The organism is Neorhizobium galegae bv. orientalis str. HAMBI 540, from assembly GCF_000731315.1.
In the GTDB taxonomy this organism is placed as follows: Bacteria; Pseudomonadota; Alphaproteobacteria; order Rhizobiales; family Rhizobiaceae; genus Neorhizobium; species Neorhizobium galegae.
In genome coordinates, this window is record NZ_HG938353.1 from 2387330 (window position 1) to 2408359 (window position 21030).

Consider the following 21030-nt stretch of genomic DNA (forward strand, 5'->3'; position numbering starts at 1 on the left):
CCGCCTCCAATCTCAAGAGAGTTGTAATGCCCGGATCGCCCCTTGTTTCGCGAAGGCTCTGGATTTCGGCCCTGATCGTGCCGCCGCTTGCCTTCGTAGCGCTGTTTGTCGTCTACCCGATCATTTCGGCCTTCGCCTATGCCTTTTTCCATTGGAACGGGCTGGCGCGCGGCGAATTCGTCGGTTTCGCAAACTTCTACAAGGTGCTGTTCACCCAGCCCTATGCCGATTGGACCGTCAACGCGTTCCTTCACAACGTCTGGGTCTTCTTTGCGCTGATGGTGCTGCAGAACGGCGTCGGATTCCTGCTCGCCTACTGTCTCTGGCGCGAGCTGCCGGGTGCTGCCTTCCACCGGATTTCCGTCTTCCTGCCGGTCGTACTATCAACCATCATCGTTGGCTTTCTCTGGAAGCTCTTCCTTCATCCGCTTTTCGGCGTGGTCAACATCTCGTTCCGCGGGCTGGGCCTTGGCGGACTTGCCCAGCCCTGGCTGGGTCAGGATTCCACCGCGCTCTGGTCGTTAATATTCGCCAATGCGTGGCACATGGTCGGTTTCCCGACGCTCGTCTTCCTCGCCGGCATGCAGCGCATTCCGGGCGAAATCCTCGACGCCGTCAGGATGGAAACCGAAAGCGAGTGGACCAAGATCACCAAGATCGTCTGGCCGCTGGTGGCGCCGAGCGCAACCGTCGTTTTCACCCTTCTCTTTGTCGGCAGCTTCAACTGGTTCGAGATCCCTTACGTGATGGTCGGCCTTGAAGGCTCTCCGCACGGAGCAACCGATGTGCTCGGGCTTTATTTCTACCGCACAGCCTTCGGCAACATGTCCGGCTCGGGGCAGGATTTCGGCGCCGGCAGCGCGCTTGCCGTGCTGATCTTCGTCTTCATCGCGCTGGTGGCCGGCGTCATCACCTTCAAGCTGCGGGCCAGGGAAATTCAGATATGAGCACTGCTTCGCAAAGCTATTACGATCGGCGCGGCATGCTCGCCACGCTCGGCAAGGATGGGCTGATCCAGATCATCCTGATCCTGAACACGGTGGTGATGCTCGCTCCCATCGTCATCATGCTGTTTGCCGCGTTCAAGACCAATGCGCAGATCTTCCAGTCGCCATTCTCAATCCCGGATTTTTCCAACTTCGCCAACATCATCAAGATCTGGAGCCAGACCAACTTCCTGCGCTATCTCCTGAATTCGATGATCGTCACCGGCGCGTCGATCGTCGTGATCCTGACGCTTGGGACGATGGCGGCCTATGCGGTCGGACGCTACAAGTTCCGGGGCTCGAGCTTCGTGCTGATGTTTTTCCTGGCCGGACTGACGCTCCCCCTGAAACTCGCGATCATCCCGCTCTTCATCCTGATGCGCGATCTCGGCATCCTCAACACGCAGCTGTCGCTGATCGTCATTTATGTGGCGATGGGTCTGCCGACCACCGTCTTCATCATGACCGGCTTCATCGCCACGCTTCCGAACGAACTCGAGGACGCGGCCCGCATGGACGGCGCCAGCGAACCTCGGATCATGTGGTCGATCATGCTCCCGCTGGTGCGGCCGGCACTGGTGATCGCTGGCATCCAGAACGTCGTGCCGATCTGGAACGACTTCTTCTTTCCGCTGATCTTCATCCAGAAGGACAACCTGAAGACCCTGCCGCAAGGCCTCACGACCTTCATGGGCGAATACACGACCGATTGGGGCGTGCTGTTCGCGGGGCTTCTGTTGTCCTCGGCGCCGGTCATCATCGTCTACATCATCCTGTCCCGCCAGTTCATCAACGGCATGACGGCGGGAGCAGTGAAGTAGGGAGGCCAGGAACCACGCTTGGAATGCCCATTGAACGCAGGGACTGCCGTGAATATGGCAAGTTGAACATGGATCGATGTGCTGTTATGCACGTCTCGGATGCGGCTCGCACCCGCAACACCATAAAACAATCGCAACCCTGTAGCGGTTCAAGACGTTCAGCGGTAAAAGCAGATCCATGAACGACAACGTCATCAAATTCCGACGCCCGGAACCGCCGCCGCGAGAGCCGAATCCGTTGCTACGCAAGTTGGCAGTTGTTGCAGCCGTGATCGTATGTCTTGTTCTCGCCTGGGCGTATTTTCAGTTCCTCGGAAGCCCGGCGTAATTCCTGAGCTCGTAATCCAGAGCTCATCCGGTCCGACCAAGGCCGATATCCTGATGTCGGTCGAGTAAACATCCTGCCATCCGCTTCCGACCCGTGGCGGAGGTTGGAAACGCGTCTTCGATCGAGGCAATGCAACGTAACTCGTCGAAGCGGTTTGGTACTTGCAGCTTATTAGCTCAGCAGTATCAGAAATGAATGTACAGACAGTCCCCATAACGATACATATTTTCTACAACAACGCGTAGTTCCGAACAGCAATACAATGCTCGAAAATACGATGCTCCAAATCCGGTTGCTCGGTCGCCCCTCGCTTGAGTTGGACGGCGTGAGCATCGCTCTGCCGGAAAAGGCCTATTTTCTATTTGCCGTCGTTGCGATGGCGCCCAGGTTGACGGTCGACCGCGAAACGATACGGCGGCTGCTCTGGCCTTCCCACGATCCGGAAAAACGCGCCAACAGCCTGCGTCAGCTCCTGGCGCGCATCGCCAAGGCGGTCGGCCCGGACGCCCCGGCCATCCTCCTCACTGACGAAGAAACGTTGCGGCTTGATTGCGATCGGTTCACGGTCGATCTCCTCGCGTTGATGGAGGCAGGCCCCTTAGCCGAGAACAACTGGGACCTTGTTCATGGCGAACTGCTCGAAGCCGTGGAGGCTCCGACCGGCGGCGCGGAGGACTGGCTTCTGGACGCGCGGCGCAAGGTCGGTGACTGGCGACTGAGCCACATCGAAAGCCTGCTCGCGATATCGTCCCACCAGCAATCCTCGTCACTACCCTTGCTTGCCAACCGCCTGATCGAGCTGGATGCCTCTCACGAGGGCGCCGCGCGAGCCCTGATGAAGTATCACGTCGGCCATGGCGACTTCGCCGCCGCTCGCCAGGCTTATAGCCGATGCCGGGACCAACTGAGGGCCGATTATGGCACGCCGCCGACACCGGAGACGGTTGGGCTCGCCCACGAACTCGGCATCCTCAGCCGGCCAGGCTCGGACCGCACGCCCGAAGCGGAGGAACGCCCAAGGGGCGTCATGCCGGCACAGCCGCGCGTGGTGATCCTGCCGCCCGAGACGATCGTCCAGGATGCGCTGGTCCAGCGCCTCGGCAGAGCTCTTTTGGAAGACGTCACGATCGGTCTCAGCCACCAGCGTGTTTTCAAGATCATCGCCGCCCATACGAGTTTCGAACTGCTCAATCGATCGAGCGATCCAAATCAACGCCAATCGGCCCTCAGCGACCTTCAGTTCGACTATTCCGTGTTCGTGACGATCCAGGGTGAAGGCGACGAGATTTTTGCGACCTGTAGGCTAACGAGGGTGGGCACCGGCGAAGTGCTTTGGGCCATCAACCTGCCGCTCGACGTCCAGCAGATGAGAGCATCTTTCAGCCAGTTGGCGCGGCGTATTTCGATGTCGCTGACCGATGTCATCGAACGGCATGAAATCGCCAGGTCCCTCGACGACGTCGACCCCTCCGCCTACCGCCTTTACCTCGAAGGAAAGCGCTATCTGTCCGGCACGGACCTGCCGCATCTGCGTCAGGCGCGCAAATGGTTCAAGTCAGCGGTCAAGCGGTGTGACAGCTTTTCGCCGGCGCATGCCGGAATTTCGCGCTCGCTCGGCATGGAATGGCTGGTTCGCGGCATGAAGGACAACGAGCTGCTGGATGTGGCCAATCAATCCGCCCGCGCGTCCCGCGATCTCGATCCCGGCAGCGGCCGCGCCTTCCGCGAGCTCGGCTTCATCTCGCTTTATCGCCGACGTTTCGACGAAAGCCTGGACCTTTTTCAAGAGGCCCAGAACCTTAATCCGAGCGATGCGGATGTGCTGATAGATTATTCGGACGCTCTGTCGCATGCGGGTGACCTGGACAAGGCTCTCGATCTCGGGCTCGCGGCCTTCAAGCTGAACCCCCTGCCGCCGGATTATTACTACTGGATACTGGGCTCCACCTACTACGTGCGCCAGGAATATTCGAAGGCGATCGATACGATCGACCCGGTCCGCACCAAACACGCCACCGCGCGGCTGCTTGCCGCCAGTCACGCGATGGCAGGCGACATGCCTGCCGCGCGTAAATATGCGGCGATCGTCCGGGAAAACTTCCCCGATTTCCGCAGCGAAGATATCCGCTACTTCGTGCCGGACCGTGACCCGGCGCATGCCGAACTGCTCATTCATGGCCTCAGGCTCGCCGGGCTGCCGTAAACAGGCGTGAAAATGCCTGTCACGCTGGAATAACACCCGGTGTGGTCCTTTCTCTACGCAACGCAGCACAAGCTGCCTTTTAGCGGAGAGAAAGCATGGAAACGAAGTTCAAGACATCCAAGCCGGTTGAAGCCACTGCCTCTGCCCCAACGCTGCGGTTTTCCGCCGCTGCCGAAGCCGTGCTTGGCGGCCGGACCGAGATTGCGGCGAACGCGCTCTCTCAGGTCACGCATGCGATGAGATATCAGTAATGAGCCTGGAAGCCCAAGGTGCCGACGGTTGCCTTGGGCTTAACCACGAGCCGCGACGGCTCTGGAATGCCGCCAAGCAAAAGGTCTTTTCAGCAACCAAACTTGCCCCTTAACAAGCCTGTCACGCCCAAGTCACGGTGCCTTTGGTCTCCTCTCCCATAGAGACCCTTAGAGAGGACGATTCGACGAGATGAGTTCGGCATCGCAACCACTTTTGCAGACCCGGCAGTCGCCCGCCCGATCTCGCTCCAGGTCAGGGTCCTTCGAAATTCGGCAGCCGGAAATGATGATGCAGATCCAGTCATCGACGCAAACGATCCAGACATTCGCAACCTCCCTGACGCAGCGGGAGCAGGGTTTCAGTACGTATCATGACCGGCGCGTTTCGCCGGCGGAAACCTTCGACGCGATCAGCCCGTTTTTTAGAGATCTCGGCATTACACGGGTCGGCTTCCTGACCGGCCTCGACCGGGTCGGCATTCCCGTCGCTTTTGCGACACGGCCCAACAGCTACACTCTCTCCGTCTTCCAGGGCAAAGGCGTCGACGCCGATGCGGCGCGCACCTCGGCCGCCATGGAGGCCTTGGAGACACGGGTCGCCGAAGTCGAACCGGCATCGCTCACCTGGGCGACCGTCAACGACGTCGCGGGCTCGCAAGCGGGGGTGATCGACCTTCATTCGACCGCCCGATGCGTGCCCTCCGAAATCGGCGACCGTCAGATACCCTGGGTCCCCGGTCTGGATATCCTTTCCGGCAATCAGGTCATGGTGCCCTGGTGGCTTGCCGGAATGGACCACCGGGGCGAACGGCCGGCCGGTTTCGAACAGTCCAGCGATGGTCTTGCATCCGGAAACACCCGCGCCGAGGCACTTCTGCACGGGCTCTGCGAACTCGTCGAGCGCGACGCCTGGACCCTTGTCCAGCTCAAATCCGAACAAGAATTGAATGCCTGCCTCGTCGATCCAACCACGGTCGAGGATGCCTTGATCGACCTGCTGGTCGGCCGCCTCCGCGATGCAGGCATGCAGCTCCTCCTCCTCGACATGACGACGGACCTCCAGGTTCCGGCATTCCTGGCCGTGCTCATCCCGGATTCGACATCCAAACGATCAGACCCGCGCTGGAGCCAGATTTGCGGCGGCTGCGGCTGCCATCCCGACCCGGTGCGCGCAATGCTGCGCGCCATCACCGAAGCAGCACAGAGCCGCTTGACTGCGATTGCCGGCAGCCGCGACGATTTTTCGCCCCGCATCTATCAGCACATACGGGCGGATAACGCTCTCAGCCGCCTGGTTGCCCTGTCGTCGCTGGACAGGCGCCCGGTCGAGTATCGCGAGCTTGACGCAACCCGCCACTCCATCAACGGCACGATCGATCACATAGTCGGTCGTCTCAGGCTTGCCGGCATCAGGCAGGTGGTTGCGGTTCCCATGCAGGATGCCGGGCTTCCCGTTTCGGTCGTCCGGGTCATCGTTCCCGGCCTGGAAGTCGAACTTTCCGGACAATATTTGCAGCTCGGTATCCGCGCTGCAAATGCCATAAGGAGGTCACGGCATTGAAAGTCGTTTTCGTCGGGCCAAGCCTCGGGTCGTCGACCCGCCAGATGAAACAGCGATTCCCATCGCTGACCTTCCGTGGACCTGCGGCCCGCGGAGACATCCTGAAGGCGGTCGAGGACGGCGCCACGGCGGTCGCCCTGATCGACGGCTATTTCGGCGAGTCCGCCTCCGTGTGGCACAAGGAGATCCTTTATGCGCTGAGCCGCGATGTCTCCATCGGCGGCGGCTCGAGCATGGGGGCGCTGCGCGCTGCCGAATGCGAGGCATTCGGAATGATCGGCATCGGCCGGATATATTCCGACTATGCCGCCGGCCGGCTGATCGATGACGAGGCCGTAGCATTGATCCACGGCCCCGAGGAGCTCGGATGGATGCCGCTCTCGGTGCCGCGCGTCGACTACGAGGCGACGATCCGCAAGCTTGGGCGGATGGGGCTCATTTCAGCTGCCGAGCGGGAACGGTTTTTTCTCGCTGCCAATTTCATGCACTACACCGAGCGGACCTATCAGGCCATTCTCGAACGATGCGAGTTCAGTGATCCTCAGCGCGGTGCGGTGATCCTTCACGACATCAAACGCCACAAGGTGGAATTGAAACGTGAGGATGCGAGGGCCGTTCTCGTTTGGCTCAACGGCATTACCAGTTCCCGTAAACACTCCAAATGGACGTTCGCACAGACCGCCCATTGGGAAAAACTGCGCGACGAGATGGACTCGGCGCAAGGATCCATGAATGATTGATCTCGCCCACGACGTCGCCAGCGACGAATTTGCCCGCCTGTTCCGCATGCTTTCCGCGGTCAACAAGGAAGCGGAATCACTTCAGCTCTCCACGGTCGTCCACTTGACGAACATGGCTCTCCTTCAACTCTCGCTCGATTGGGAAGGCACCAGTCCCGAAAACGAGAGGAGCGTGAAGCTGAATGCGATATTCCGCAGCAAGACGAAGATAGCCCTCGATGAGGACGGTCCCAGGACTTAAACGTCAGGGACCGCTGACTGGGCCGGCTGTCTTTCGATATCGGCCAAAAGCGCTTCCGCCTCGAATTCCCTTGCGACAACCGCCTGAACCAATTCCAGGATGCGTTTGCGAAGAAACGGTTTGGAAATGCTCATGAATGCGGTGCTCATCAGCAGCGCTTCATGGGTGAAATCGAATTGCGGGTCTTCGAGCTGATTGTCGTTCGACGGTTCGACTGTCGGGATCCGATCGAAGAACGCCACCATCTCGACCTTCAGCGCGGTCGCGATCTCCACGAGCTTGCCGACAGCAATCCGATTAATGCCATTTTCATATTTCTGAAGCTGCTGAGACGTGATGCCCACGTGGTGGGCAAGTTGCGGCTGCGTAAGTTTTTTCTCTCGCCTGTAGAGGCGGATCCGCTTTCCAACCTCTCTGTCGGCTGCATTCGGTGCTTTGCTCACTGAGGGACCATCTCTTTGGCACTAGGATACTGACGTGTTATTTGTATCCTATCATCGATAAGTTGCCGAGTACCCCTTCAAGCATTTTCTATCTTGAGTGGATAATTAAGTAAACGTCCACCATAAATCAGGGCTTCGCAAAGGCTTGGCCTTAGATCGAAGCTTGGGTTCGGGCGACGGACTTGACGATTGCAAATTCAATAGAATCGCCGCGCGTTTTGGTGTTGCCTTTTCGGCAACCAAATATGCGAAATATTGTTCTTTATTAGAACGCGACATTGCGCCATCCTCCCCTCAATCCGGCGCTGAGACCGGCCAAGTCAAGCGAAAATGTATCAGGCCATAAGGCCAACAGGGGAACGCTATGTCTCATTTCACACTGAATCGCCGACGTTTCATATCCAACGCTGCGGCCTTGGGTGGCTTCGCCGCCGCCTCCAGCGTCCTCGGCATCCGCGCCGGCAATGCCAAGGATGTGGCCAAGGTGCGCATGCAGCTCGGCTGGCTCGTCTCGAACGGCGTGCTCGGCGAAGTCGCCGCCATCAAGAAGGGTTTCTTCGAAGAACAGGGCATCGAGCTTGAAATCGTCCCCGGCGGACCAAGCGTCGACGGCGTCGCGGGCGTCGCGTCCGGCCAGTCCGCAACCGGCCAGATTTCCTCCAGCCCGTCCGTGATGCTGGCGCGTTCGGCAGGCCTGCCGGTCAAGGCCTTCCTGTCCGGCTACCAGAAGCACCCCTTCACCTATTTCTCGCTGAAGAACAAGGCGATCAAGACCCCGAAAGACATGATCGGCAAGACGATCGCCACCCAGCCGACCGCCTTCATCCTGCTGCGCGCACTGCTCGCCCAGAACGGCATCGCCGAGGACCAGGTGAAGATGGTCAACATGGGTTCGGACATGAACCAGCTGATCACCGGCCAGGCCGATGCGGTCACCGGCTGGCTCACCAACGTCAATGCCCTCGATGTCCTCGGCGACAATCGCGTCGACATGATGCTCTGGGACAGCGGCCTGCAGCTCTATGCCAACGTCTACTACACGACCGACGACCAGATCGCCAAACACTCAGATGTTCTCGAACGTTTCACCCGCGCCGCCGCCAAGGGCTGGGGTTATGTTCGCAGCAACCAGAAGGAAGCGGTCGAGATGCTCTGCGAGTCCTATCCGATCCTCGACAAGGCCAGCGAAATGAAGGCTGTGGTCCCGTGCGTCGACTTCTCCTTCGGCGCCACCACCAAGGCATCGGGCTGGGGTACCATGTCGCGTGAAAACTGGGCGGCGCAGATCAAGGCCTATGCCGATCTCAAGCAGTTCAAGGGAACAGTTCCGACGGTCGACGACGTCGCGAACTTCTCCATCCTCGAAGCCACCAGCGACATCCGCAAACAGGTGGGGTGATAGTCATGTTAGGAACGGCGAAGTTGATGCCGAACGTTCCCCTCACAGAACCGGCAGCCACGGCGGTTTCGATCCGAAACCTCTCCGTCAGGTTCGGCGACAGGAACAACGAATTCACGGCCCTTTCCGATGTTTCCGTGGACATACCGGAAGGTGCCTTCGTCACCATGCTCGGCCCCTCCGGCTGCGGAAAATCGACCCTCCTCAGATGTGTGGCGGATCTCGTCCACATCAGCGAAGGTTCGATTTCCGTCTTTGGCCGCAGCCCGCAGGAGGCTCGCCAGAGCCGCGACTTCGCCTTCGTTTTCCAGGATGCGACGCTGCTTCCCTGGCGGAACGTACTCGACAATGTCCGCCTGCCGCTGGAAGTCGGAAAACACGCACAGAAACATACTATGCCCGGCAATTATGCGGACCCGCATGAACTGCTGGCCATGGTCGGGCTGAAGGGGCGCGAAAATTCGCTCCCTCACGAGCTCTCTGGCGGCATGCGCCAGCGCGTGGCGATCGCCCGGGCGCTGATCACGCGGCCGCGCATCCTTCTGATGGACGAGCCTTTCGGGGCGCTCGACGAAATCACCCGCGACCGTCTGAACGAGGAACTGCTGCGCGTCTGGCAGGAAACGGGAACGACGATCCTGTTCGTCACCCATTCCATCCCGGAAGCGGCTTTCCTCGGCCAGAACGTACTGATGCTTCAGGCCCATCCGGGCCGCGTCAAGGAGTTCATGAAGGTCGATCTCCCCTTCCCGCGTTCGCTCGCCGTGCGTGACACCGTCGAGTTCATCGGCGTCACCGCGCATCTGCGCCGCCTTCTGGAGGAATGCCTGTGAGCCACGTCGTTTCCTCCACCCGCAAGACCGAGGCCGATCGCAAGATCGCGCTTCTCGATGCCACCGCCGGCGTGCTCACCAAACATATGCCGGCGATATCAGCCGCTGTCGGGCTCGTCGTCCTCTGGCAGTTCGTCGTCTGGGCCTTCAAGATCCCGACCTTCATGGCCCCGAGCCCGGTCGAAGTCGCCTACGCCTTCCACGACAATGCCAAGCTGCTCTGGACCAACATGCTGCCGACGATCCTCGAGGCTTTCCTCGGCTTCGTCTTCGGCAATCTCGTCGCCATCCTGCTGGCGATCTGGTTCGTCCACAGTGCGACGGCGGAAAAAGCCTTCTACCCGATCGCCGTGTTCATCAAGGCGATCCCGATCATCGCGCTCGCTCCGATCCTCGTGCTCATCTTCGGCAACGGGCTTGCGCCAAAAATCATCATCGCCGGGCTGATCTGCTTCTTCCCGACGCTGGTCAACATGGTCCAGGGCCTGAAATCCGCGAGCCCCGCCATGCTCGATCTGATGCGGGTGCTTTCCGCCAGCAGCACGGAAATCCTCTGGAAGGTGCGGCTGCCGAGTTCGATGCCGTTCCTGTTTGCGGCACTGAAGATCGCCGCAACCAGCAGCGTCATGGGCGCCATCGTCGCCGAATGGATCGGTTCCAGCTTCGGCCTTGGAGCCCTCATCATCGAGGCGACCTACAATTTCCGCTCGCCGCTGCTTTACGCAACCGTCGTGATCGCTGCGGTCCTTGCCGTCGTCCTCTTCTTCATCGTCTCGGTGATCGAAGCCCGGATGATCCGCTGGAAGCCGGCCGGATCGCACTGAGCCCAACACACTGAGCCAACTTGTCCTCAGGCCCAACTCTTTGGGAGTTTGAACCAATGCAACAGACAATTCTTCAGGCGGCGCGCGACGTCGCAGTGGTCGACCGTTCCGATGTGGTCGTGGTCGGCGGAGGACCGGCGGGTATTTCTGCCGCCGTGTCCGCGGCCCGCAATGGCGCCAAGGTGACCCTTCTCGAGCGCTACCCCTATGTCGGCGGGCTTGCCGCCGGTGGCATGGTGCTGGTGCTCGACGACATGATCAACAACCTCGAAATCACCGTGCAGGGCATCTGCATGGAGATGATCGAGCGGATGAAGAAGTGGGATCTCTGCGTCACGCCAACCGGCCGCGACCGCGAACTCGACATCCGCGAGACGCCGGAGGCCTGGCGGCGCTGGGCGCGCTGGGGCCTGTTCGACTTCCACACCCAGTCCATGCCGCATCCGATCTGCTTTTCCGCAGCCTTCGATCCGGACGGTTTCAAGCGCGCCTCCTATGACGTGCTCACCGAAGCCGGGGTCAAGCTTCGGACCCATAGCTGGTTCTCCTCCGCGATCATGGAAGGCAAGACCATCAAGGGCGTCATCTGCCAGACCAAGTCCGGCATGGAAGCGATCCTCGGCGATATCGTCATCGACACGACCGGCGACCTCGATGTCGCCGCCTCGGCCGGCGCCTCGCATGTGGAATCGAACTTCATCCTCACCACCGTCTCCCGCTGGGGCGGCGTCGATACGGATGCTGCCGAACGTTTCGAGTTCGAGGAGCCGGAAGCCTTCAAGAAGATCGACCATGAAGCAAAACGCCTGATCGGCGGCTGCTGGTCCTTCTGGTGGCTGAAGACCCCTCTGCCCGGCGTCGTCTGGCTCAACTGTCCGCATATGCCGAACCTCTCCGGCCTCAAGACCGAAGACCTGACCAAAGCCGAACTCGAAGGCCGCAACCGCATCGCCCGCCTGCTTGATTTCACCCGCGAAAAGATGCCGGGTTTCGAAAAGGCCTATGTAGTCGATTTCGCGCCGCAGACCGGCGTGCGCCAGACGCGTCTTCTCGAAGGCGAATACGTCGTCACCAAGGATGACGTGATGAACCGTATCCACTTCTCCGACACCGTCTGCCGCGGCCGCGACTATTACACGCCCTACCGCTCAATGCTGCCGCGCGAAGTCGACCAGCTGATCGTCGCCGGACGTCACTACTCGGCGACACCGCAGGCGCAGAAATCGAGCCGCGAGATTCCGCCCTGCATGGCGATGGGCGAGGCCGCAGGCGTCGCCGCCGTCGTGGCGCTCAATGCCGGAACCACCGTTCGGAAAGCCGATGTTCGTGCGATCCAGAAACAGATGCGGGCCCAAGGTGCCGATCCCGGCGACGTGCCCTCCGACAATGCAACATTCCTGGAGGCTGCGGAATGAACTCTCTACCCCTCGACGGCATCCGCGTGATCGATTTCACGCAGGTCATGCTCGGCCCCTGCTGCACCCAGACGCTCGCCGACTACGGCGCCGAAGTCATCAAGATCGAGAAGGCCAAGATCGGTGACCTGTCGCGCTGGTCGCTCGGCTCCGACCCGGACGGCCTCAACAATCCGGTCTTCTGCTCGCTGAACCGCAACAAGAAGAGCCTGGCGCTGGACCTGAAGCTCACCGAAGCCCGCGACGCAGTGCTGACGCTGATCGCCGGCGCCGACGTGGTGGTCAACAACTTCCGCCCTGGCGTGATGGAGCGCATGGGCTTCGGTTACGAGGACCTGAAGAAGATCAACAAGCGGCTGATCTATGCCGTCGGCACCGGCTTTGGCCTCACCGGCCCCTACCAGCACAAGGGTGGCCAGGATATTCTCGCCCAGGCTCTGTCCGGCGTCATGCGCCGCAAGTCCGACAGCGCCCACCCGACCTCGATCTACGCCACCCCGCTTGCCGACTATTCCGCCGGCATGCACCTCGTCCAGGGCATCCTGCTTGCGCTCCTGCATCGAGAAAAAACCGGCGAAGGCCAGCAGGTCGCCGTCAGCCTCTACAATTCCATGCTCGCCATGCAGATGCAGGAAGGTGCCGCGCACATGATGCGCGAGAAGGATTTGAACTGGGGCGCCTTCCCGCTGACCGGCGTGTTCGACACGACCGACGGCGCGATCGTCATGGTCGGCGCCTTTAAGCAGAACCCGTTGCAGGACATCTGCAACGCGCTCGAAATCGAGGACCTGTCGGCTCAAGATCGCTACAAGGACTTCGATTCCCAGATGACGCATCGCCCCGAACTGCAGGCGATCTTCCGCGAGAATTTTGCCAAGAATAGCAATACCCATTGGCTGAAGCGCCTGGAAGAGGTTGATATCCTCTGCGCGCCCGTGCGCAACCTCGCCGAAGCGCTGCAGGATCCGCAGACGGTCATCAACAAGATGATCCTCGAAGCGGGTGAAACGGCTGCCGGTCCCATCCGCCTGATCGGTTCGCCAATCGACATGTCGGCCGCTCCGGTTTCGGTGCGCATCGCGCCGCCGCGGCTCGGTCAGCACAATGACGAGATCCTGACTTCCCTCGAAGCCCGCCGCGGAGATGCGGCATGACCGTCGGATTTTCCGTCGAGAACCGGGTCGCACGGGTCACGCTTGACCGCCCGGATCGCATGAACGCCGTCGATGCCGCGACCGAAAAGGAACTCGAGGCGATCTGGACCGAGATCGAATCCCGCGACGACATCTCCTGCGTGGTCCTGACCGGCAGCGGCCAAAAGGCCTTCTGCACCGGCGCCGACCTCAAGGGCGGCGCCACCAAGAGTGGCCTCGAATATTGGGCGGAAAGCCGCACCAACGGCTTCGGCGGCCTTGCCTTCCGCAAATCGCTGGACGTGCCGGTGATCGCCCGCGTCAACGGCTATGCGCTCGGCGGCGGCTTCGAAATGGTGCTCGGCTGCGACATCGTGATTGCCGCCGACACCGCGAAATTCGGCCTGCCGGAAGCACGCGTCGGCCGCATGCCGCTCGACGGCGGCATGGTGCTCCTGCAGCGGAAAATCCCGCACAACCTTGCCATGTCCGTGATGCTGACCGGCCGGCAGTTCACCGCCGCCGAAATGCAGGGCTTCGGCATCGTCAACGAGACCGTGCCCTTCGATGAACTGGATGCGGCCGTCGACAGATGGGTGAGCGATATCGTCGCCTGCGCACCGCTGTCGTTGAAGGCGATCAAGCAGACGGTCAACCGCACCGGTCATCTCAGCCCTGCCGAAGCTCAAGGCCTGCGCACCCCCGCGCTGATCCGTGCGCTTCAGAGCGAAGACGCCGTCGAAGGCGTGACGGCCTTCCGCGAAAAGCGCGCTCCGGTTTGGCAGGGCCGGTAGGCATGCTATGAATTTCAGGATCTCGGGGGATGAATATGCACGCCAGTATCCTGAAATATTTCGTCGAAGTCGCGCGCGCCGGCTCGATCCGCAAGGCCTCCGAAGAGCTGCATGTGGCGACCTCCGCTGTCAGCCGCCAAATCCGCAAGCTTGAGGACGAGCTCGGCACGCCGCTGTTCGAACGGTTCTCCGATGGCCTGCGCCTCACCTCCGCCGGCAAGGTGGTGCTGAAGCACGCCAAGGAGACTATTCATCACTACGAGATCATGAAATCCGATCTCGGCGACTTGCAGGGCAAGCGCACCGGCCGCGTCCACATCGCCTGCCTCGACAGTCTGGCCGTGCAGTTCATGCCGGAATTCGTGATGGGATTTCATCGCAAGAACCCCGCCGTCGACTTCCGCATCCGCGCCGACAACTTCAACAACATCTTCCATTTCGTTGCCGACGGCGACTGCGATATCGGCATCACCTTCGATCTCGCCCGGCCACACGATATCAAGCTGGTCCACGGCGTGCGCATGCCGCTGATGGTCATGGTCGCAAAACACCATCCGCTGGCCCGCCAGAAAAGCGCCACCCTGCAGGAATGCGCCCAGTTCAAGCTGCTGCTGCAGCTCGACAACGAGGTGATGAGCTCGATGATCGCTGTCGAACTCGCCTCGCTCGATCGCGTCGGGCGAACCCTTGTCGCTACCAACAACCAGATGATGCTGAAGCCGCTGATCCTATCGGGCGAAGGTGTGGCCTTCTTCACCCCGCTCGGCCTTCTGAAGGAGTTGAAGGCCGGCGACGTGGTCGCCCTGCCGATCGCCGGCTCCCGCCTGCAGAACATGGAGGTCGGCATCGTCGCACCCCATAACCGGCAGCTTACCCACGCCACCGAAGCCGTGATCGAGGCGCTCAGCGTCGATCTCGAAAAGTTCAGCAACCAGATCGCGGAGGTCATCAAGCGGTGACATCAAACGAGGACACGCGTTTCCTGCCGCATCCGGGCCATGAAAAAGCCCTGCGCGGCGACGCGGCGCAAGCTGCCCTTCCCGCCTTGGCCTCGGCCATTCCACTTGCCGGCGGCGAGCTGCTTCTGCCGATGCCGGTCAACGCCCATGACCACGGCTACGGCATCCGCACGCTCGATTTCGGCAGCCTCGACGACGCGCTGGAAAGCTGGATCCCGACGATGCGGCTGCGGCCCCGCACCGATGCCTATCTCGAAGCCCTCGTCGCCTTCGGACGCCTCGCAAAAACCGGCGTCGCCGCGACCATCCACTGCCACAATTCCCTGAATGCGGCCCGCATGGTCGATGAAGCCCTGGAGGTGATCCGGGCGGCAAAGGATGTCGGCATCCGCCTCGGCCTCTCCTGCCCGCTCCTCGACCGCGACGCCTGGGCTTATGACGGTGGCCCTGAACGGTTGAAGCCGTTCCTGAGCCCCGCGGACTGGGAAGCCCTTTCTCCCCTAGCGCCCCGCTATGCGCCCTTCAAGGATCAGCTCGCCGCCGCCGATGCCGTCGCGGCAGCGAATTTCAATCCGCTGGTCGATGTCCAATACGGCCCGATTGGCCCGCAATGGTGCTCGAACGCCCTGCTCGAAGCGATCGCCGAGGCCTCCGCCGCCAACGATCGCCGTATCCACATGCACCTGCTCGAAAGCCCACGACAGAGAGCATGGCTGGACCGTCGCTTCCCGCAGGGCATCGTCCGCTATCTCGACGAGATCGGCTTCCTCTCGTCGCGCCTGGCGGTCGCCCACGGCGTTCAGCTCCGGCCGGACGAATACGAACTGCTGGCCGAGCGCGGCGTCCAGCTCGTCTCCAATCCCTCCGCCAACCTGCGCCTGCGCTCCGGCACCGCGCCGCTCGCGGATGCCGTTAAGCGCGGCCTCCGCTTCGGCATCGGGCTCGACGGCAGCGCCTTCGACGACGACCAGGATCTCTGGCGCGAAATGCGGCTTCTTTATTTCCTGCATGGAGGCCGCGAATTGGAGCGAAGCTTTACTGCAGCCCGTATTTTCGACGCAGCAATCCAGACCGGCGCGACTGTCGTCAACGCCCCGCTCGGAGAGGATTTTACGGTGATCAACTACGGCGCTCTGATCGCCGACAGCATCTTCGACGATCTCGATGAGGCGGAAGTGCTCCTCAACCGCATGTCCGCCGCTCATGCCAAGGCCGTCTATGTCGCCGGCCAGCCGGTCATGCGGGACGGCAGGCTCGTGAATGTCGATTTCGATGCGGCTCGCAAGGAACTGCTGGCTCAGGCTCGAGCCGACCTGCCGCGCCTGACCATCGAACGCGAAAGATGCGGCAAGCTGATCGCCGCCACCCGCGCCTATTACGGAAGCTGGACCAGCGCTTAGTGAGCCGCCTCGCGCACGGGCGCCGATGTCACTACCGGGTGATCGATATTCCGCGTCCGGCTTTTGTCCCAGCCGCCGGGTGATCCCAACCCGGTGACGTCGGCTCCGAAATAATCCCGGTTGACCGGAATGAACGCCATCTGCGCCTCGTTCGCCTCCTCGTCATAGGCGATCGCATCCACCGGACAGATGGAGAGACAAAGGCCGCAATTGATGCACTCGTCCGGATGGATATAGAACATCCGCCCACCCTCGTAGATGCAGTCGACGGGACAGGCCGCGGTGCAGGCGCCGTCCTTCACGTCGATACAGGGTTCGGTGATGATATAGGCCATCTGATCGTTTGCCTCTCATTGCATCCGCAGCACTATCCCAAACCTTGGCGTTGCTGAAAAGCAGCATATTTCGCCGCAAGAGTTCGAATTTCGGCAACGCTCGGATGTTTCTCTCCCGATTGATGCTTCCTTGCTCTGGCGGCTTTCCCTACAATCCCGCCAGTTCTTTTCAATCCTTAAAATGAGGTTTTCATGACCGCCCTCACCCGCTTCTCCGTCCAGCCCCTGTCAACCATGACCCGCCGTCTCGCCGATGTCGCCTCGGCCCGTCGCGACCCCGATCTGGTCATCCAGGGTGCACGCGTCCTCTCCACCTATTCGGAGCGCATTCTCGAGGGTCGCGAAGTCTGGATCTCCGGCGGTCGCATCGCAGCCGTCAAATCGGCCGGCAGCTACCGGAACGGCTCGGCAAAGCTCTACGACGCCAAAGGCGGCATCATCGCGCCCGGCCTCGTCGATCCGCATATCCATATCGAATCCTCGATGGTAACGGCCTGCGCCTATGCCGAAGCGGCACTCCTCAACGGCACCACGACGATCTTCTGCGACAGCCACGAGATCGGCAATGTCATGGACGTCGCGGGCGTCGAGGCCATGCTCGAAGATGCCCGACTTGCCCCTCTGTCGATCTTCCTCACTGTGCCCAGCACCGTGCCCGCGACATCTCCGGAACTCGAAACCGCCGGCGGCGATCTGACACCCGCCAAGATCGCCGCGCTCTTCGACAAATGGCCGGAAGCGGTGGCGCTCGGCGAAAAGATGGATTTCGTCCCCGTCGCCATGGGCGACGAGCGCAGCCATGCGATCCTTGCCGCAGCGCTCCAGCGCGGCCGGCCGGTTTCCGGCCACGTCTACGGCCGGGAATTCGTCGCGGCCTATGCCGCGTCCGGCGTCACCGATACCCATGAGGCGATCGACCGCGACATCGCCGACGACCTGCTCGAAGCGGGCGTCTGGCTCTTCCTGCGCGGCGGTCCGCCGACGACGCCGTGGCATTCGCTGCCGCATGCGATCAAGACGATCACCGAACTCGGCGCCTCGCATAAACGCGTCGCGGTCTGCACCGATGATCGCGACGCCGAGGACCTGCTCGCCTTCGGGCTCGACTGGGTGACACGCGAGGCTGTCAAGGCCGGCATGACGCCGGAACAGGCCTGGGCGATGGGCTCACTGCACGGCGCGACCCGTTTCGGCATGGAAGGCGAGATCGGCGGCATGGGCGGCGGACGGAGGGCGGACCTCGTGCTTCTGACCGACGACCTGAAGCCGGTCAGCACCTGGTACGGCGGCGAACTGGTGGTCGACAACCGCAAGATCACGCCAATCCTGGATGAAGCGCTTTCAAAACCCTATCGCTATCCGGAGGCCGCCTACCACACCGTCAAGCTGCCGAAAAACCTGAAACTGGCGCCCGATCTTCCCGTCGACACCGTCACTGCCCATACGATCCGCACGGAGCTTCCCGGCATCACGCTCGGCCATCTCACGGTGACGCTCGAACCCGCCGACCGCTGGCAGACTCATTTCGACCGTCACGACCTCTGCTTCGTCACCGTCGTCGAGCGGCACGGCAAATCGTCCGGCAATGTCGCACATGGGTTGCTCAACGGTTTCGGCCTGAAAAAGGGCGCCGTCGCCTCCTCCGTCGGCCATGACAGCCACAACATCATCGTCGCCGGCACCAATGAGCTCGACATGCAGCTGGCGCTGGATGCGATCGAGGAAAAACAGGGCGGCGTCTGCGTTGTCATGGATGGCAAGGTTACGGCGATGGTGCCGCTGCCGATCGCCGGCCTGCTCTCCGACAAACGCGTCCACGAGGTCGCCGGCGAGGTGAAGGCCCTCAAGCTCGAATGGGAAAAGGCCGGCTGCACCATCGCCTATATGGGCTTCAACCTCATCCCGCTGTCGGTCATCCCGGAAATCCGCATCACCGACAAGGGACTTGTCCTGGTGCCGGAAATGGTGATCTCACCGCTCTTCGAAAAAGCCTGAGCGGCGGCAGGATCAATCGGTCAGGTCACTCGGCAAGTTCGGCGAGAATACGCACCCAGGAGCGGATGCCCTTGTGGAAGCTCGACAGGTCGTATTTCTCGTTCGGGCTGTGAACGCGGTTGTCGAAACGGGCGAAGCCGACAAGCAACGCGTCGCAGCCGAGCCGGCGCTTGAACTCGCCGATGATCGGGATCGAGCCGCCGGTTCCGGCAAGTGCCGCCTCGCATTCCCATTCGGCGGAAAGTGCGGCTAACGTCTTCGTCAGGAACGGGCTTTCGATCGGCATCACGGTCGCCGGCGCCAGGCCGAAATCCTTGAACGTCACCGAGCAGTCGGCCGGAATGCGCGCCGCGACATGCGCCTTGAAGGCATCTCGGATCTTTTCCGGCACTTGGCCCTCGACCAGGCGGAACGAGATCTTGGCGGTCGCCTTGGCCGGGATGACCGTCTTAAAGCCCTCGCCGGTATAGCCGCCGCTCATGCCGTTGATCTCGCAGCTCGGCCGTGCCCAGACCTGTTCGAGGACGGACCGGCCCGCTTCACCCGCGGGGATCGTGAGCCCGATATCGGCGAGAAAGCCCTTTTCGTCGAACGGCAGCCGCTGCCACTGCGCCTTGATGGCTTCCGGCAGTTCCTTGACGCCGTCGTAAAAGCCCTCGACCGCCACGCCGCCATCCGGCGTCCTGAGGCTCGACACGACATCCGACAGCACCTGCAGCGCGTTGCGGGCGGCATTGCCAAACATACCGGAATGCAGGTCCCGGTCGGCGCAGGCGATCTCGACTTCGGTGCTGTAGAGCCCGCGCAGCATCGTGGTGACTGCCGGCGTCTCCCGGTCCCACATGTCGGTGTCGCAGACATAGACCATGTCGGCCTTCAGCTCTTCGGCGGTCGCATCGAGGAACGGCGCAAGGCTCGGGCTGCCTGCCTCCTCCTCGCCTTCGAAAAGAATGCTGACCTGCACCGGCAGCTTGCCGGTCACCGCCTTCCAGGCACGGCAGGCCTCGACGAAGGTCATCATCTGGCCCTTGTCGTCCGAAGCGCCGCGCGCGACGATCGCGGTGTCGCCGTTCGGCAACGGTTCCAGCCGCGGCTCGAACGGATCGCTGGTCCAGAGCGCCAGCGGATCGACCGGCTGGACGTCGTAATGCCCGTAGAACAGCAGATGCGGCCCGGCTGCATCCTTCTGGTGCGCGACGACCATCGGATGGCCCGTGGTCGGCCGGATGGACGCATCGAAGCCGATCGAGTCGAGGTCGCGGCTCAGCCACTCGGCGGCCGCCTTGCACTGATCGCGATAGCCGGGATCGGTAGAGATGCTCGGAATGCGGATCAGATCAAAGAGGCGCTGGAGGCTCTTGTCGATATCGGCATCGACGAGAGCCAGCACGGCATCGATCTGGTCTTCGGGTATTCTCGGCATCTTGCACTCCTTGCCCGTTCGGTGTTCCGGATCAAGGATGTACCATTGTTTTCAACGACACCGGAAGCCTCCGGCGCCGTCAGTCACCTAATTTGCAGACCGGAAATCGAGCCCAATGTCGAGCGTCGGCGCGCTATGCGTGATCCACCCGACGGAGAGCAGATCGACGCCCGAGGCGGCCACGGCTGCGGCCGTCGCCGGCGTGATCCCGCCGGACGCTTCGGTGATCGCCCGGCCCGCGACGATGCCGACGGCCTCGCGAAGCTGGTCCGGCGTCATGTTGTCGAGCAACACCGCATCGACGCCGACCTCCATGGCTTCGTGAAGCTGGTCGAGCGTATCCACCTCCACCTCGATCTTGACCATATGCCCAACGCCCGCCTTGGCGCGGCGGATGGATTCGGCGATGCCGCCGGCAATCGCCACGTGATTGTCCTTGATCAGCACCGCGTCATAGAGCGCAAAGCGATGGTTCATGCCACCGCCGGCGCGCACCGCGTATTTCTCCAGCGCCCGAAGCCCCGGCGTCGTCTTGCGGGTGCAGACGACGGAAGCCCTGGTGCCTTCGATCGCCGCGACGATGCCGGCCGTGACGCTGGCGATGCCGGAGAGATGGCCGAGGAAATTGAGCGCCGTCCGTTCGCCGGTCAGAAGGCCGCGGGACGGACCTTCGATCGTCGCGATCACGTCACCCGGCTTCACCGCCCCCCCATCCTCGATATGACGGGTCATGACGATCTTCGGATCGACGAGCTGGAAGGCGAGCTCGGCCGCATCAAGGCCGGCGATGACGCCGTGCTTGCGGGCCGCCATGACAACCGTCGAGCGGTGACCGGCCGGAATGACTGCCGTGGACGTGATGTCACCGGCCAGGCCGAGGTCTTCCAGAAGTGCGGCGCGCACCGGCGGTTCGACGAGAAGTCGCGGAAGGGCGGCAAGGGTCATG

Annotated in this window: 20 protein-coding genes; 16 read left to right on the forward strand and 4 right to left on the reverse strand. The window is 61.8% G+C overall.

The window, feature by feature from the left end:
• The first annotated feature begins 26 nt into the window (after positions 1-26).
• From RG540_RS11830 to RG540_RS11855, 7 genes are all read left to right on the forward strand, one after another.
• Entirely contained in the window at positions 27-947 is a 921-nt protein-coding gene (locus RG540_RS11830) for a carbohydrate ABC transporter permease (protein WP_038543905.1), read from the forward strand.
• On the forward strand, positions 944-1807 hold the full coding sequence (locus RG540_RS11835; protein WP_038588075.1) for a carbohydrate ABC transporter permease: 864 nt from the start codon (positions 944-946) through the stop codon (positions 1805-1807). Before RG540_RS11830 ends, RG540_RS11835 begins: the two co-directional genes overlap by 4 nt.
• A 590-nt stretch (positions 1808-2397) precedes the next feature.
• A complete protein-coding gene (locus RG540_RS11840; RefSeq protein WP_038588078.1) occupies positions 2398-4338 on the forward strand; it encodes a BTAD domain-containing putative transcriptional regulator in 1941 nt (646 codons plus the stop codon).
• Positions 4339-4433: 95 nt separating this feature from the next.
• Positions 4434-4589: a hypothetical protein gene (locus tag RG540_RS32850; protein WP_167551673.1), complete on the forward strand. Its 156-nt coding sequence runs from the start codon at positions 4434-4436 to the stop codon at positions 4587-4589.
• 283 nt (positions 4590-4872) lie between these two features.
• Positions 4873-6150, forward strand: coding sequence for a YcaO-like family protein (locus RG540_RS11845; protein WP_407668817.1), 1278 nt, complete (start codon positions 4873-4875; stop codon positions 6148-6150).
• Complete coding sequence (locus tag RG540_RS11850; RefSeq protein WP_038588087.1) at positions 6147-6890, forward strand: TfuA-like protein; 744 nt, start codon at positions 6147-6149, stop codon at positions 6888-6890. The genes RG540_RS11845 and RG540_RS11850 overlap by 4 nt, the downstream gene beginning before the upstream one ends.
• Complete coding sequence (locus tag RG540_RS11855) at positions 6883-7131, forward strand: hypothetical protein (protein WP_038588089.1); 249 nt, start codon at positions 6883-6885, stop codon at positions 7129-7131. Before RG540_RS11850 ends, RG540_RS11855 begins: the two co-directional genes overlap by 8 nt.
• Here RG540_RS11855 and RG540_RS11860 read toward each other — a convergent pair.
• On the reverse strand, positions 7128-7574 hold the full coding sequence (locus tag RG540_RS11860; protein WP_080724923.1) for a helix-turn-helix domain-containing protein: 447 nt from the start codon (positions 7572-7574) through the stop codon (positions 7128-7130). The genes RG540_RS11855 and RG540_RS11860 overlap by 4 nt on opposite strands.
• A gap of 364 nt (positions 7575-7938) precedes the next feature.
• Between RG540_RS11860 and RG540_RS11865 the strand changes: the two genes are divergently transcribed.
• The 8 genes from RG540_RS11865 to RG540_RS11900 are packed head-to-tail and all read left to right on the forward strand — an operon-like array spanning position 7939 to position 16331.
• On the forward strand, positions 7939-8973 hold the full coding sequence (locus RG540_RS11865; RefSeq protein ID WP_038588092.1) for an ABC transporter substrate-binding protein: 1035 nt from the start codon (positions 7939-7941) through the stop codon (positions 8971-8973).
• Positions 8974-8999: 26 nt separating this feature from the next.
• Positions 9000-9806, forward strand: coding sequence for an ABC transporter ATP-binding protein (locus RG540_RS11870; RefSeq protein WP_244446549.1), 807 nt, complete (start codon positions 9000-9002; stop codon positions 9804-9806).
• A complete protein-coding gene (locus RG540_RS11875; protein WP_038588099.1) occupies positions 9803-10630 on the forward strand; it encodes an ABC transporter permease in 828 nt (275 codons plus the stop codon). The genes RG540_RS11870 and RG540_RS11875 overlap by 4 nt, the downstream gene beginning before the upstream one ends.
• A 56-nt stretch (positions 10631-10686) precedes the next feature.
• Positions 10687-12045 (forward strand): FAD-dependent oxidoreductase, encoded by a 1359-nt coding sequence (locus RG540_RS11880; RefSeq protein WP_038588102.1) that lies wholly within the window; start codon positions 10687-10689, stop codon positions 12043-12045.
• Entirely contained in the window at positions 12042-13199 is a 1158-nt protein-coding gene (locus RG540_RS11885) for a CaiB/BaiF CoA transferase family protein (protein ID WP_038588105.1), read from the forward strand. Before RG540_RS11880 ends, RG540_RS11885 begins: the two co-directional genes overlap by 4 nt.
• Positions 13196-13972, forward strand: a complete 777-nt coding sequence (locus RG540_RS11890) for an enoyl-CoA hydratase-related protein (RefSeq protein WP_038588107.1) — start codon at positions 13196-13198, stop codon at positions 13970-13972. Before RG540_RS11885 ends, RG540_RS11890 begins: the two co-directional genes overlap by 4 nt.
• Before the next feature lie 35 nt (positions 13973-14007).
• The gene (locus tag RG540_RS11895) at positions 14008-14931 is read left to right on the forward strand and encodes a LysR family transcriptional regulator (protein ID WP_038593620.1); all 924 of its coding nucleotides are present in this window, start codon (positions 14008-14010) and stop codon (positions 14929-14931) included.
• Entirely contained in the window at positions 14928-16331 is a 1404-nt protein-coding gene (locus RG540_RS11900) for an amidohydrolase family protein (RefSeq protein ID WP_038588110.1), read from the forward strand. Before RG540_RS11895 ends, RG540_RS11900 begins: the two co-directional genes overlap by 4 nt.
• Here the strand turns inward: RG540_RS11900 and fdxA are convergent.
• Complete coding sequence (gene fdxA / locus RG540_RS11905) at positions 16328-16666, reverse strand: ferredoxin (protein ID WP_038588112.1); 339 nt, start codon at positions 16664-16666, stop codon at positions 16328-16330. The two genes, RG540_RS11900 and fdxA, sit on opposite strands and share 4 nt — an antisense overlap.
• Before the next feature lie 192 nt (positions 16667-16858).
• On the opposite strand from fdxA, the gene RG540_RS11910 reads away from it, so the two are divergent.
• On the forward strand, positions 16859-18661 hold the full coding sequence (locus RG540_RS11910) for an adenine deaminase (protein WP_038588115.1): 1803 nt from the start codon (positions 16859-16861) through the stop codon (positions 18659-18661).
• Between the two features lie 25 nt (positions 18662-18686).
• Here the strand turns inward: RG540_RS11910 and RG540_RS11915 are convergent, their stop codons facing one another.
• Together RG540_RS11915 and nadC are read right to left on the reverse strand one after the other, a co-directional pair.
• Positions 18687-20084 (reverse strand): dipeptidase, encoded by a 1398-nt coding sequence (locus RG540_RS11915; RefSeq protein WP_038588118.1) that lies wholly within the window; start codon positions 20082-20084, stop codon positions 18687-18689.
• Positions 20085-20171: 87 nt separating this feature from the next.
• Positions 20172-21029: a carboxylating nicotinate-nucleotide diphosphorylase gene (gene nadC, locus RG540_RS11920; RefSeq protein ID WP_038588121.1), complete on the reverse strand. Its 858-nt coding sequence runs from the start codon at positions 21027-21029 to the stop codon at positions 20172-20174.
• Position 21030 lies beyond the last annotated feature (1 nt).

Excerpts from the sequence above, each read along its gene's own strand:
- RG540_RS11870 (WP_244446549.1), top strand. The coding sequence starts at position 9,000 with ATGCCGAACGTTCCCCTCACAGAACCGGCAGCCACGGCGGTTTCGATC.
- RG540_RS11835 (WP_038588075.1), top strand. The coding sequence starts at position 944 with ATGAGCACTGCTTCGCAAAGCTATTACGATCGGCGCGGCATGCTCGCC.
- RG540_RS11865 (WP_038588092.1), top strand. The coding sequence starts at position 7,939 with ATGTCTCATTTCACACTGAATCGCCGACGTTTCATATCCAACGCTGCG.
- RG540_RS11915 (WP_038588118.1), bottom strand. The coding sequence starts at position 20,084 with ATGCCGAGAATACCCGAAGACCAGATCGATGCCGTGCTGGCTCTCGTC.
- RG540_RS11890 (WP_038588107.1), top strand. The coding sequence starts at position 13,196 with ATGACCGTCGGATTTTCCGTCGAGAACCGGGTCGCACGGGTCACGCTT.
- nadC (WP_038588121.1), bottom strand. The coding sequence starts at position 21,029 with ATGACCCTTGCCGCCCTTCCGCGACTTCTCGTCGAACCGCCGGTGCGC.
- RG540_RS11910 (WP_038588115.1), top strand. The coding sequence starts at position 16,859 with ATGACCGCCCTCACCCGCTTCTCCGTCCAGCCCCTGTCAACCATGACC.
- RG540_RS11895 (WP_038593620.1), top strand. The coding sequence starts at position 14,008 with ATGCACGCCAGTATCCTGAAATATTTCGTCGAAGTCGCGCGCGCCGGC.
- RG540_RS11840 (WP_038588078.1), top strand. The coding sequence starts at position 2,398 with ATGCTCGAAAATACGATGCTCCAAATCCGGTTGCTCGGTCGCCCCTCG.
- RG540_RS11830 (WP_038543905.1), top strand. The coding sequence starts at position 27 with ATGCCCGGATCGCCCCTTGTTTCGCGAAGGCTCTGGATTTCGGCCCTG.
- RG540_RS11855 (WP_038588089.1), top strand. The coding sequence starts at position 6,883 with ATGATTGATCTCGCCCACGACGTCGCCAGCGACGAATTTGCCCGCCTG.
- RG540_RS11885 (WP_038588105.1), top strand. The coding sequence starts at position 12,042 with ATGAACTCTCTACCCCTCGACGGCATCCGCGTGATCGATTTCACGCAG.
- fdxA (WP_038588112.1), bottom strand. The coding sequence starts at position 16,666 with ATGGCCTATATCATCACCGAACCCTGTATCGACGTGAAGGACGGCGCC.
- RG540_RS11880 (WP_038588102.1), top strand. The coding sequence starts at position 10,687 with ATGCAACAGACAATTCTTCAGGCGGCGCGCGACGTCGCAGTGGTCGAC.
- RG540_RS32850 (WP_167551673.1), top strand. The coding sequence starts at position 4,434 with ATGGAAACGAAGTTCAAGACATCCAAGCCGGTTGAAGCCACTGCCTCT.
- RG540_RS11845 (WP_407668817.1), top strand. The coding sequence starts at position 4,873 with ATGATGATGCAGATCCAGTCATCGACGCAAACGATCCAGACATTCGCA.